This window comes from Limnospira fusiformis SAG 85.79 (assembly GCF_012516315.1).
GTDB lineage: Bacteria > Cyanobacteriota > Cyanobacteriia > Cyanobacteriales > Microcoleaceae > Limnospira > Limnospira fusiformis.
Map to the genome: position 1 here is coordinate 5,840,989 of NZ_CP051185.1, position 12,812 is coordinate 5,853,800.

Here is a 12,812-nt window from a genome sequence, read left to right on the forward strand (position 1 = left end):
CAAATTTAGATAATGCTAATACAAACAAATGTCGATTTTGGCAAATCTCTTAAACCGTTTAGTAATGGCTACAGCGATTCCCACCCCATCAGATTGGTGGATTTTAGCCGCCACCTTTCTGGTTTATGGTGCGATCGCCCTTCCCCTCGGCTTCTCCATGAATTTTCTCAAATGGAACCCCATACATTTTCACCCCCTGCGACTCCTAGGGGCTATGATTTGGCTATTTATCACCCCCGCACTGCTTGAGGAAACCCTCTTTCGCGTGCTGTTAATACCTCCCCCCACAGAAGCTCTATCGCCCCTGATATGGCTATTTTGGGCGGCTTTCAGCCTCATTTTATTTGTCATTTCCCACCCCATTGCCGCCTTGACTTATAATCCAGCCGGAAATCCTACCTTTTGCCAAACCCCATTTTTAAGTTTAGCTACAATTTTGGGATTGGCTTGCACGATCGCCTATACTTTAACCGGGTCTTTGTTAATTCCAGTTTTGTTTCACTGGTTGGTAGTAGTGGTTTGGTTGTTTCTGTTAGATGGCGAACATAAATTATCTGCCAATTTACAGGCGAAATCAGATAATCTAACACCATCATCATAGTTGGCAAGCGCATTAATGGGAGTTCGATAGTGAAAATTGGAGATTGGATCGCCTTTTTCTTTTTAGTCATTTCCCTAATAATTTTATGGGAATTCCGACAGATTCTATTATTGTTATTTACTTCCGTCATCTTGGCGATCGCCCTTAACGGTTTGGTGCGTTGGCTACAACGATTTAGGCTGAGTCGCGGTCAAGCCGTCTTCCTAGCTATCAGCTTAGTGTCCTTTGTCGGCATTATGTTTTTTAGTCTAATTATGCCGCCATTTTTAGACCAGTTTCAACAACTGCTAAACTTGGTTCCTAGAGGCTATGAAAGATTCACCCGTTGGATTGATTTCATTCTCCAACAACCTCCGATTTGGCTCCCAGAAATTAACTTGAGACTCCCCGGCTTTACCGAAATTGCTAGACAAGTTGGGCCGCTGGCTCAGAATATCCTCGGCAATTTCTTCGCCGTCTTTAACTTCTCCGTTAACACACTTCTACAGGGTCTATTAATTTTTGTTTTTACCCTAATGTTAGTCGCCAATCCCGCCTCATATAGACGGCTAGTGGTGCGCTTATTTCCATCTTTTTATCGCCGCCGAGCCGATGAAATTTTGGGTCTGTGTGAAATTTCCCTCTTGCAGTGGATGCGCGGAATTGTCATTAATTCTGTGTTTATCGCTACTCTGAGTTATATCAGTTTAACCATATTAAATGTCGAATTTGTTCTCGCTCACGCCTTATTAGCAGGCGTGTTTAACCTAGTTCCGAATATCGGCCCTACCTTGAGTGTCGTATTTCCCGTTTCCGTCGCTCTTTTGGACTCCCCCGGTAAAGCCTTTTTAGTCTTGGTCGCATATATTATTATTCAGAACTTGGAGAGTTATTGGTTCAGTCCCATGATTATGCAGAGACAAATTTCTCTACTCCCAGCCGCTACCTTGATGGCACAATTGTTTTTTGCCAGATTTCTGGGATTTGGGGGTTTGGTTCTCGCCCTCCCTTTGGCTGTCGTCACCAAAACTTGGTTGGAACAAGCCGTATTAAAGGATATTTTTGATAACTGGACCTTGGGTCAACCTCTACTCGAAAGTTCTGATATTTCCGAATCTGAGCAGGTGTTAATAGCAGCAGACACCCCCCCAGAATTACCCGATAGTTCCCCTAATGATTCTACTCAGGAGCATGATAGCGACGATGGCGAAATTTGAGAAGTTAAAACCCGGCGATCGCTTGCGTGTCATTGCTCCCAGTGGCAGAATTAGGGAACTTAAATCTGTAGAAACAGGTTTAGATATTTGGCGCGAGCAAGCATATCAAATTAGCCTCACTTCTGGTTACGATCGCAGTTGGGGTTATTTAGCCGGAACTGATAGCGATCGCCGTCGTCAACTCTTAGATGCCATTGGCGATGACTACAGCCGAGGTATTCTCTGTGCTAGGGGGGGCTATGGCGCGACTAGACTCCTGGAAGGGTTATCTATTGCTGATATTCCCCCCTCCACTAACCCTAAGTTTTTAATCGGGTTTTCTGATATTACCGCCCTATTGTGGGCTTTGTCTGGACAGGAAAATATTTTAGCCATTCATGGTCCCGTTTTAACTACTTTAGCCCAAGAACCCGATTGGGCGATCGCTCGTTTATTTGACTATCTAGCAGGTAAACCCCTTCAACCCCTCCACGGAGACGGGTGGGGCGGCGGTAAAGTACGCGGTCGCCTATTTCCTGGGAATTTAACTGTCGCTACTTATCTATTAGGAACCCCCCATCAACCTGATTTAACTAATGCTATCCTCGCCTTTGAAGATGTCAATGAGGAACCCTACCGCCTAGATAGAATGTTGACCTACTGGCGCACTATCGGCGCGTTTCAGCCTGTCCTTGGTATCGCCTTGGGGCGCTTTAGTCAGTCCGGGTCTGACCTTAACTCCCCTGGGGATTTTTCCGTTGAACAAGTATTGCGCGATCGCCTTTTTGACCTGAATATCCCCATTGTTGCTAATCTTTCCTTTGGTCATGACGGCCCCAATCCTATTTTACCTGTCGGCTTAGAAGTAGAATTAGATGGCGATCGCGGTGTTTTGAGTTGGCCAACAAACCCCCCCTCATACTGATAGCTTGCCCCGCCGTTTCTTACCACATATTTAGTGATTAGTCAATCATCCTGTCAAAGATTTACAATTGACTATATTATGTAAAGATAAGCGATCGACTTTGTAAAAATATGGACAAATTGCCTGCGATCGTCTTCTGTTTTCCTTCAATTCCACCTATATATTACTTATGTAGTTAATATTTTTGATTACTACAAATATCCTTCTAACTAAAACCTATTCCCGCCCATGAAAACAACTTCTTTATTTGGGACAGCTTTATTAGCCACCAGTGTAGCCATAGTTTCTTCCGCATTTTTACCCGCCGCCGCTTTTAATATTACCCAAACCGGAGGTCAAGCCGGAAACCCCCAACAAGACCTGTGGCAGGTGGGGGTTACCACCAATGATATCGGAGCAACCTTTCAGATTGACTGGTTCCTGGATCGAAACTTTGATGGTTCCGGCGGCCTTAGTCAAGACTTGAGTGCATTTTCTACCTTTAAGGTTGATAGCTTTACCAGTGACTATCTGGACTTGACCATCAATATTAGCAACACCACAGCACTCACCCAAACATTTACCGAGGCTGGTATTGTTAGTTTTGGATTCGGTATTGACCCCAACGCCACCAGTGTTCAATTGCTACAAAGTGGCAATAACTTCACTGGCGCTCAAGTTAGGACCGGTCAACAAACTTTCCCTGGTGGCTTTAAACAAATTGACATCTGTATTTTCACCCAGGGTTGTAATGGTGGTTCCCAGAATAGTGCTTTAGCCGCTGGTGCATCTGATAGTCTACGATTAAGGATTGGAGGCGACTTTACCAACGGGACCGCTACCATTGGCGCGAACCTCCTTGATTTTCCGGTTAAATTCCAAACTACTGACGGTAGCTTTGAATTAGCTGGCGCGGGTGGCGGTGTACAAAATGTCGAACAAGTCCCCGAACCTCTGACTATTTTGGGTACAGGTATGGCTTTGGGTTTTGGCAGTATGTTCAAGCGTGAACACGACAAGAAGAAAAATAAATCCAGCCTCAAAGCCTAAGCGCGTCTCTGTTGTCCCCATTAGTCATGCCAGTATTTTTAGCCACAGAGACTGGGGCGCATCAGTAATTTTACGGGTCATGCTTTACAAAACCCCCTTTTATGTAAAGCTGAACCGTATTTTTATGTAATGTCTTCGTAAAATCAGCTTTTAGGGGTAGACAGTAGCTGTGGGCACTTGGTAGAATGCAGTTATAGCAAGTTATGAATATAGGACAAAGAGAGAGATGACTTTACTGAACCAAATTAAATTCGCTGCCGTCGCTGCATCTATTGCCAGTGTATCTGTTTTGACTAGCTCACCCGCTGAAGCTGTTACCTTTAATATTGGCGATCGCTTTACCGCCAATGCCCAATTTACATTAGTCGGAGATTCTTCCACATCTCTATTTTTTGACTTCCTCGACGTAGACGGCAACACTGGTGGGCCGGGGAACTTCGGCATTCATAACTCTACTGCTGTGGGTTCTTTTGTTGACTACACCACAGGTTCCCAAGTTCGCTCAGAATATACCATTCAAAACGTTGACTTTGGTAGCGCCACTCAAGTAGCCAACTTCTTGACCTTTAATGATGGTCCTGGCGGTTTGTCTGAGTGGTCTATGGATTTGACATCCATCAATGTCGTCAGCGATACTGCCTTGAGTAATATGCGGTTTGTGGATATTTATGCCACCGCCCTATTTAGAGGCGATAATGTGGCACAAGGTGACGGCGGCTTGCAAGGCACGATCCGATTTAACCAGGAATCCCAAACCGCACAATTTGATTTTGAGGTTACTTCTGTCCCAGAACCCATGGGCGTTATTGGCGCTGGAGTCGCTTTCGGAATGATGGCTGGCTTACTGAAACGTCAACCCTCCAAAAAGGAAAGCTAAGGTTATCAACTGCCTGTTAAGGTTTCCTACCACATAACATATAGTGAACCTGCCTATCCGAAACATCAACCCTGGGGGCGGGTTTGCTTTTGGTTTGGGGTCATCCCTGATTTCACGGATGGTGCTTCACAAAACCCCCCCATATATAAAGGTTGACCCTAATTTTTTGTAATGTGTTGATAAAATGCACGAATTATGCTAGACATCAGCCCGGAGAGTTGCCATACTAAAAACATAATTCTTTTAGGAAAATAGGGTTGACAGAAGATGAAACTACAACATCAGGTCCAATGTGCCACAGTTTCTCTATCCATTGCTAGTTTATCATTCCTAGCTGCTGCACCCGCTGAAGCCTTGACTTTTTCCCCTGGCGATCGCTTTACCGCCAACTCCATTTTTACCGTAATTGGTGATAATAGCACCTCCCTAAATTTCGACTTCCTAGATCATGCTGGTAATGCCGGAGGTACTACTGGTAATTTTGGTATCGATAACCATACAGCTACAGGGGTTTTTGTTGACTATACCACTAATTCAGCAATTGACTCTCGTTATATCATTAGAGACACAGACTTCGGGAACACCAATCAAGTGATTGATTTCTTGCGCTTTGATGACGGTCCTGACGGTTTGTCTGAATGGTCTATGGATTTAAGATCAATTAGCATTGTTAGTGACTCTCTCTTGGGTAGTATGAGGTTTGTTAATATCGCCGCTGAAGCACTATTTAAAAGCGATAATCAACTTAGAGGGACAGGTGGTTTTCAAGGCTTAATTAGAATTGACCAAACCAACAACACTGCACAATTTGATTTTGAGACTACTGCGGTTCCAGAACCTTTCACTATTTTGGGAACTGGTTTAGCCTTCGGTATCGCTGGCTTACTCAAACGTGAATACGACAAAAAGAAAAGCTAAGTAATTAATAATTAATAATTAATAATTAATAATTATTTGCCGAGTGGGCGGGTTTTTTCATCTTCTGGTCGGAGATTTAATTGACCGTGGGTGAGGTGAGGGCGGGTTTTTTCATCTTCTGGTCCGAGATTTAATTGACCGTGGGTGAGGTGAGGGCGGGTTTTTTCATCTTCTGGTCTGAGATTTAATTGACCGTGGAACCCGCCCCTACATTGTGCCTATCCCTGTTGGGGAGACTAAGAGGGAGTTTCATTATCCATTAATTAACTGTTGACCTCTTATGTAATTAATAATTAATAATTAATAATTAATAATTAATAATTAATTACCGAGTGCCTATCCCTGTTGGGGAGACTAAGAGGGAGTTTCATTATCCATTAATTAACTGTTGACCTCTTTCGTAAATTGCTCGGGCGTAGTCAGTCCACATTCCCTGTCCCCAATAGCGAAAACAACTCGTTTGTAATAGTAGGTTATATAATAAGGCTTGCTGATAGTCTGGTTGGCGGGTTGTGGTCGGGTCTTGGTTAACTAGGGGGTCATATTTGCGGTGAAAATCAGCACTAAGTTGGTTCATGGGTTCCAATACGTTTTCATATCCTTTTACCCAGCTTAGATGATTAGTCCACGATGCACCATCTATATGAAATTGGGGGTCTGTTTCCTGTAAATGAGCGATCGCATTTTGCACAGCTTCCGGCGTAACAGAGTCTACCTTTTCCCAAATTCGATGCTGTTGTATCCCCTGACAAGTCGGGTAGTCTTCTGGCTTCACTCCCGCCGCTTCTAACAATTCTAAATATTCGGTACCATTTAAACCTACAACCCCAGGAGTTCCCCGACCATTATTTTTAATCTGAGACCAGAGAGGGATAAAATCCCTAGGGTATTCATTCATCATCACGCCGCCATTTTCCCCGTCAGCAATTTGAGTCACACAACTGGGAACCATGTATTCCCCTAATTTTTGTAATCCCCGACCCTTGGCTTCATGATAGGGTTGCATTTGCGCGACTAATTTAGTATCAGAACCCTGGGTTTTAATTAAGGCAATTATACTAACTGTTTCTCCCTGAGAATTGCGGGCGATTAAACGATTGGGAATATATTTATCATCATGATGCAGTGGGGAACCGTCTAGGCGTTCTACGGAATGTTCCTGCACCATTAACCATTGATAACCACATTCTTTGAGGGATTTAATATATTCATAGAGTGTATCAGGATGGTTGGGTAGGTGCATTTCTGGGGGTGAAAAACCTTTGACTCTGGCTAAAGCATCCTTGCCAAAAATAGCGGCAAAATGATGTTGCCAAGCCTGAATATGTAATTTGATATCACGAATTGGAGTGGAGGGAATGACTGCATGACTCCACATAGTACCCAACCATTCCACATTCACCCAGTATTGGGGGTTACAGGTAATATTTTTGAGGGTGTCTAGGATATCATTTCGCCCGATTTGTTGCAGTCCCCATAGCAAGTTACCGGAATAGTCTAACATAATCCGAGGATGACAGCCATTGGCTACTAATTCCGGGATAAATTCCCCCATACGTTTATAACACCAGGCGAAGGGTTCGGCGTTATGATTATCGCCTTGGTGGGGGTGTTCAAACATATATTGCAGGTTGCTAATTAATGCGCCATTTTCGCCGGCTGGAATGGTGGGTTGGTGCATATGGAGGGCGCAAGCAAATCCGGCGGTAATTTGGTCTAGGTTGAGGTGGCTAAGGGGTTGAAAAAGGCGATCGCTATGATTCACTACGGCGGTGATATCTGCTTCCCAACCGCAAATATTAGGTAATCCATATCGGATGGCTTCTAAAGTGGGGAAATGATTAGGCTGGGAGGGCGACTGGGCGGTAGTGGTCATATTGGGTCTATCCTAATTTCGCCAATTTACTGTTAAAATTATAACTCAGTTTAGGATTATTTTGCAAGTCATCATGAGCGAATCTTTGATTTATTCATTAGGGGAACTTTATGAAGGGGTGTTAATTAAGCGCTATAAACGACTTATAGCAGATATTAAGTTAAATTCTGGGGAGGTGATTGTCGCCCATTGTCCCAATACTGGCCCGATGACGGGGGTTTGTATTCCCGAAAATCCGGTGATGGTGTCGAAGAGTGATAACCCTAAGCGCAAATTAGCCTACACTTGGGAATTAATCCAAGTGGGAGATCATCAACCTACTTGGGTGGGAATTAATACGAGTCTTCCTAATCGAATTGTGGCGATCGCTTTGCAAAAACGCTTATTTTCTCAGTTGGGGGGATATACAAAGGTGAGGCGAGAAGTTAAATATGGCGTGGGGGGGAAAAGTCGGGTTGATTTTCTGTTAGAAGGAGACGACCAACTGATTTATCTGGAGGTGAAAAATACTACCTGGTGTCAGGGGGATGTGGCTTTATTTCCTGATACGGTAACTGAGAGAGGACAAAAACATTTAAGGGAGTTAATTGATATTGTGAAGGGTGGCGATCGGGCGGTAATGTTGTATTTTATTAATCGTGGAGATTGTCCGAAATTCGCGCCCGGAGATGCAGGAGACCCGGTTTATGGGAGTTTATTTAAGGAGGCGATCGCGGCGGGAGTCGAAATTATGCCCTGTCGTTTTGATGTGACTCCCCAAGGGTTTAAATATTTGGGATTAGCGGAGTTATTGACGGCTAATTAAAGGGGATAATTATCAGGGGTTTTGATGTATAATCACCCCTGATAAGGCTATTTAACGGGCGGTTAAGTTAACATCCCGGAGACGCTGGCTGAGAAATTTACAGATTTCCCAAAGGATTTGGGGGCGCTGGGTTACTAGACTGACAAAACGGGTTTTTTCTAAGGTGAGTAAAACACAATGTTCAGCAGCGATCGCATTAGCGGATCGCAAAAAGTCTTCAAACAAAGAAATCTCGCCAAAATGTTGACCTTCCTCTAATAGGGCTAACTGTTTTTCCTCCCCTTCAACTTCTCGGACAATGCGGACTTTTCCCTTGACGATAATATAAAAACGTTCCCCCATAGTCCCCTCAGAAAAGATAATTTCTCCGGGTAAATATTCGGCGGACTCCAAAGCATTATCAATCAGCAAAATTTCATCTAAGGACAAGGTTTGAAATAGGGAAACATTTTTGAGTAACAGTAAGCGGTCAATCATAAAATTCTCCGAAATTGATAACTGCTGGGGTTGGAAGACTAAAGATTGGGCAATTTTACGGATAATGGGGTCAGGGTCAGATTTAGCGATCGCCCCAGGAATACCCGCAAAAGCCATCAAAGCCCCCATTTTTAACCAATGATTTGGGGTGTCTAAAACCTCCAACAAAACCGAGTATTTTTTTATCTCAGAACTCCCATTATAAGCCTTAACATTTTCTCCGGTTGCCATAGTTTCTAACAGTGGCATTAAAGGACGAATAAACCGCCCTTGCCTCAAAGAACCCAAAGTTTCGACGGCATGAGAACGCGCCCTTTTATCGGAACTTGATAACAAGACTTTAGCGGCATTTACAGTGGATTCTTGCCCCAAACTAGAGAGGATATAAAAGACTCTTTCAATCATAGAATTTTGGTAGTCTATGATAGCGACTTGCAACATTTCAAAGAGGGGGTCATCAGCATCAAAATGTAGTTGCCATATCCGGGTACGACTAATCAATTTTAAGTCCGGCTGGATAAAATTATAAAGAATATTCTCAGCGGTTTTTGTCCGCACCCAACCAATAGCTACAATCGCCGATCGCACGACTTCAGGACGGGAGGAAAACAGGTAATCCCGCGATACTGCTAATCCTTGATCACCATAAAAACTGAGAGTTTTAGCCGCCTGTTGTCTGACGGCGATATCCTCATCTTCCAAGGCGCGAGAAACTTGGATCAACCATTGTTGATCATGAATTTGTTGGAGAACCTGTAAAGCTGCTATTCTGACGGTAGGGCGATCGTGATTAAGTTCAGAGGCGGCAATTTGTCCGCATTTAATAGGTTCATAATCGCACAATTCCACCAAAGCCAATAAACCCTTACGCTTAATATCTGGGGGTGCATTTTTCAGGACTTCTGTTAACAGAGGAATTAGTTGAGGGTTACGACTTTCCCCCGCCGCCCTTAATAATGCTCTCCGGGTGGTAATATCGGGTTGAGTCGGACAAACTTGGTGATAAAGTTCTTGAATTGAGCCATCAATTTCGGTCTGAGAAATAGCGACACAAGCTAAGGCGCGCACTTCGGGACTTTCATCATGTAATAAGGTTTGTAGGCGACTCGCAGACAGAGGGGAACCTGTGGCGATATACAATTCTAAAGCCATGCTGCGGACTTTAGGCTTAGGGGAAGATAGGAGGCTTTTAAATTCCAGGTTATTACCCATATTTTTAGTAGTAAATAACCGAATGACAGCCCGACGCACTTGGTCATCAGCATTGACCCAAATATTTTCAATATCAGATGAAAAATCCCTAGGGTTTTCGAGATAAGGGAGTAACTCCAATCCTAATACTTGATTTTGCGGGTTCTTATCCTGAAGAAGCTGGCGCACTTCTGGGCGATATTTACTGGAGAGATACAAGCCATCTCCCACCCTACTTAGGTTAACTGACCCTGACCGTAACATTCCCAAAAGTGATTGGACATAGCTTTTTCCGGTGAAGTAACCAATAACTACTAAGAAACCACTGAGAATTACTCCTACCCACACGACTTGATAGGGGTTAATCCATCCCAAAAATACCATTAAAATTATGCCAGCTATAGATTGCCCTAATGGGGAAAATAAACCCTCTCCCCACACGCGCAACCTACCGCCAAACCTAGCCGGAACAGCATTATAATTAAGGTTGGTTAGAGGTAGGAATATACTATAAAATAAGGCTCTATAGGTAAGCTGCATTCCCATGGCTGCGGTGAGATTATAGCTAAATATAAGTCCCAGAAAACTGCCTAATAACATGACAGGATAGACTAAGTTAGTCCGAGGAACTCCTAATTTTTTAATCAGGGGAGTTGTCCCTACAGAAATAATCAGAAATTGAATGGCGGTTAGGGCGGCGGTAATATATCCGAGAAAGGTGGCGAGTTCCTGTTTATCGGGGAATTCTTGTCTATAAATAGTGGAATATTGAAACTCCCCAATCCCTCGGACTAGGGCGGTTCCAAATACGTTAGCAATGAGAAAGATAATAATAGGATAGTGGCGGGATAGTTTGGTTAAGGTCTGCCAGGTTTCTGATAAATTAGACTTCTGGGTTTTGGGTTTTTGATACTCGGTAGGTAGGGGAGTTTGATGGGCTTCTAAATAATAGATTTGCCCGATGGATATCCCATAACAAATAGGGAGCAATAATAGCTGATTCTCTAAGGTAACAAAATCAGATATGAGGGCTACCAAAATACTGCCCAATAAATATCCGGCGGTGGTTCCCAGGTAGATAATTGCTGTGTATTCTTTGAGTTCTAAGTTAGTGAAATAGTCTGATAAAAGTGTCCAAAACTCGATGCGGAATTGCAGGATATAGATTAACCAAATGACAATATAGAGGGTGAAATAAATGGGGATTAAATCGAGGTTTATAAATAGCCGAATACCGATGATTAAGACAGCAGCAACCGCTAAGACAATGCGAAACAGTCGCGGACGGTTGAAGCGGTCTATAATGGCGGTAAAACCACCGGAGACTACCATTAAAATTAATGGCATGATGATGAAAAATAAAGGCAGACTTTCCGCGCCTGCTTTGGCTAAAAATAGCGATCGCCCTAAAGTCATACCAATGGCTTGGGCGACCATTATGGTAAATCCTAACAGGACAAAATGGATTAGCAATTTGGTCTGAGATCCTGACTTTCTCAGCCTCAGCTTTTGTCTAATTAATCTAATTAGCCTCATATATGACCCGAAGTAGATGCCGATCGCATTTTAGCCTACCCGATTAGTTAATCTGGTTAAATTTAACACAAAATTAAGTCGGCTACCCAACCCTCTCCCAGACAGAGAGGGAGTCCGAGGGAGTTTGATTATCAATTATCAGTTGGTTTCGCCTTGTCTGGTTTCAGGAGAAAACTCGCTACTATGATTCCGATAACGGCTAATATTCCCATGGGATAAAAGGCATAAGTATAGCTACCAAACCAGTCCCGAATACTACCCGCAACCAAAGTTCCTAATAAAGCACCTACACCGTAGGCGGTGAAGACAATACCGTAATTTTGGGCGTAGTCATCAGGGTTAAATAATCGCAGGGTGGTAGTCGGCGCAAGGGCTAACCAACCTCCTAAGCAAAACCAAAATAGACAGAAAGCAATTAAATAGGTCGCTATCTGTCCTGACTCAGCATTAATCATTAAAATGCAGGCGATTAAAATCAGGGTATAAGAAGCGATCGCTACATACCGAGGAGGAAAGCGATCGCTTAACCAGCCAAACAGGGGACGACTCACCCCATTAAACAAGGCAAAAAGGGAAACACTACCAGCAGCAAATCTTGGGTCAATTTCAATAATTTCTTCTCCCACGGGGCTAGAAATGCCAATAGCACTTAACCCGACAAAAGTGCCAATAACATAGCATATCCATAGCCCATAAAAAGAAGGACTTTTTAGCATCTTAGGCGGGTAGACAACGGGGGTAGGAATAACTGATGTTGTGGAGATTTTTTGGGTAGGTTGCCAATCTTGGGGGGGCAATTTCATAATATTAGAAATCGCCACAATAATCACCATAAAAGTGATACCCAAAACCAGCAAGGTTGGTCGCACGGTATAACTATCAATCAAGGCTTTAGCGAGGGGGGCGGTGATTAAGGGAGACAAGCCAAAACCAATAATTGTTAACCCGACGGCTAATCCTTTTTTATCAGGAAACCAGCGGGCGGAAACGACCATGGGAACGCCGTAAGTAATACCTACACCAGTCCCCGCAATGACCCCATAGGCGATCGTCATGGTGATAATATTGTCAGCAAAACTAGACAGAATATAGCCCAAACCCACAATAAACCCACCAACTGCTGTAGTGGCGCGAGTCCCAAATTTAGGTATATAAAAACCTGTAATTGGCATCATCAGCGCATAAAAAACCAGCGCCACGGTATAGGGTAACAGGCTTTGGGTGGCGGTGAGATCTAAATCTTTTTCTAGAGGAGTCCTAAAAATACTCCAAGAGTAAACAGTCCCCAAACACAGTAAAACGGTTATACCCAAAGGAATGAGTAGCCATCTTCCTTGGTCTGGTGGTAGTCCTAAAACCCGCAATTCTGAATGATTTTGATGGTCAGCTTTCATAATTTTCT

The 12,812-nt window shown here is 43.6% G+C and carries 10 protein-coding genes; 7 read left to right on the plus strand and 3 right to left on the minus strand.

Annotated elements, in window-relative coordinates; translation table 11 throughout:
- Positions 1-28: 28 nt before the first annotated feature.
- The 6 genes from HFV01_RS27230 (at position 29) to HFV01_RS27255 (ending at position 5,525) form a co-directional block, all read left to right on the plus strand.
- The gene (locus HFV01_RS27230) at positions 29-601 is read left to right on the plus strand and encodes a CPBP family glutamic-type intramembrane protease (RefSeq protein ID WP_193520589.1); all 573 of its coding nucleotides are present in this window, start codon (positions 29-31) and stop codon (positions 599-601) included.
- A 29-nt stretch (positions 602-630) separates the two neighbouring features.
- The gene (locus HFV01_RS27235; RefSeq protein ID WP_006622376.1) at positions 631-1,797 is read left to right on the plus strand and encodes an AI-2E family transporter; all 1,167 of its coding nucleotides are present in this window, start codon (positions 631-633) and stop codon (positions 1,795-1,797) included.
- Complete coding sequence (locus HFV01_RS27240; protein WP_193520590.1) at positions 1,784-2,701, plus strand: S66 peptidase family protein; 918 nt, start codon at positions 1,784-1,786, stop codon at positions 2,699-2,701. The genes HFV01_RS27235 and HFV01_RS27240 overlap by 14 nt, the downstream gene beginning before the upstream one ends.
- A 228-nt stretch (positions 2,702-2,929) precedes the next feature.
- Positions 2,930-3,730 (plus strand): cistern family PEP-CTERM protein, encoded by an 801-nt coding sequence (locus HFV01_RS27245; RefSeq protein WP_193520591.1) that lies wholly within the window; start codon positions 2,930-2,932, stop codon positions 3,728-3,730.
- 226 nt (positions 3,731-3,956) lie between these two features.
- Complete coding sequence (locus HFV01_RS27250) at positions 3,957-4,607, plus strand: PEP-CTERM sorting domain-containing protein (RefSeq protein ID WP_193520592.1); 651 nt, start codon at positions 3,957-3,959, stop codon at positions 4,605-4,607.
- Between the two features lie 267 nt (positions 4,608-4,874).
- Positions 4,875-5,525: a PEP-CTERM sorting domain-containing protein gene (locus HFV01_RS27255; RefSeq protein WP_193520593.1), complete on the plus strand. Its 651-nt coding sequence runs from the start codon at positions 4,875-4,877 to the stop codon at positions 5,523-5,525.
- Positions 5,526-5,895: 370 nt separating this feature from the next.
- Here HFV01_RS27255 and HFV01_RS27260 read toward each other — a convergent pair whose 3' ends face one another.
- Positions 5,896-7,401, minus strand: a complete 1,506-nt coding sequence (locus tag HFV01_RS27260; RefSeq protein WP_193520594.1) for a polysaccharide deacetylase family protein — start codon at positions 7,399-7,401, stop codon at positions 5,896-5,898.
- 73 nt (positions 7,402-7,474) lie between these two features.
- Here HFV01_RS27260 and sfsA point away from each other — a divergent pair, with 73 nt between their 5' ends.
- The gene (gene sfsA, locus HFV01_RS27265; RefSeq protein ID WP_193520595.1) at positions 7,475-8,206 is read left to right on the plus strand and encodes a DNA/RNA nuclease SfsA; all 732 of its coding nucleotides are present in this window, start codon (positions 7,475-7,477) and stop codon (positions 8,204-8,206) included.
- A gap of 51 nt (positions 8,207-8,257) precedes the next feature.
- Here sfsA and HFV01_RS27270 read toward each other — a convergent pair whose 3' ends face one another.
- Positions 8,258-11,410 (minus strand): HEAT repeat domain-containing protein, encoded by a 3,153-nt coding sequence (locus HFV01_RS27270; protein ID WP_318286019.1) that lies wholly within the window; start codon positions 11,408-11,410, stop codon positions 8,258-8,260.
- Between the two features lie 131 nt (positions 11,411-11,541).
- Positions 11,542-12,804 (minus strand): L-lactate MFS transporter, encoded by a 1,263-nt coding sequence (locus HFV01_RS27275; protein WP_006622388.1) that lies wholly within the window; start codon positions 12,802-12,804, stop codon positions 11,542-11,544.
- Positions 12,805-12,812 lie beyond the last annotated feature (8 nt).

Excerpts from the sequence above, each read along its gene's own strand:
- HFV01_RS27275 (WP_006622388.1), bottom strand. The coding sequence starts at position 12,804 with ATGAAAGCTGACCATCAAAATCATTCAGAATTGCGGGTTTTAGGACTA.
- HFV01_RS27270 (WP_318286019.1), bottom strand. The coding sequence starts at position 11,410 with ATGAGGCTAATTAGATTAATTAGACAAAAGCTGAGGCTGAGAAAGTCA.
- HFV01_RS27260 (WP_193520594.1), bottom strand. The coding sequence starts at position 7,401 with ATGACCACTACCGCCCAGTCGCCCTCCCAGCCTAATCATTTCCCCACT.
- HFV01_RS27240 (WP_193520590.1), top strand. The coding sequence starts at position 1,784 with ATGGCGAAATTTGAGAAGTTAAAACCCGGCGATCGCTTGCGTGTCATT.
- HFV01_RS27245 (WP_193520591.1), top strand. The coding sequence starts at position 2,930 with ATGAAAACAACTTCTTTATTTGGGACAGCTTTATTAGCCACCAGTGTA.
- sfsA (WP_193520595.1), top strand. The coding sequence starts at position 7,475 with ATGAGCGAATCTTTGATTTATTCATTAGGGGAACTTTATGAAGGGGTG.
- HFV01_RS27230 (WP_193520589.1), top strand. The coding sequence starts at position 29 with ATGTCGATTTTGGCAAATCTCTTAAACCGTTTAGTAATGGCTACAGCG.
- HFV01_RS27255 (WP_193520593.1), top strand. The coding sequence starts at position 4,875 with ATGAAACTACAACATCAGGTCCAATGTGCCACAGTTTCTCTATCCATT.
- HFV01_RS27250 (WP_193520592.1), top strand. The coding sequence starts at position 3,957 with ATGACTTTACTGAACCAAATTAAATTCGCTGCCGTCGCTGCATCTATT.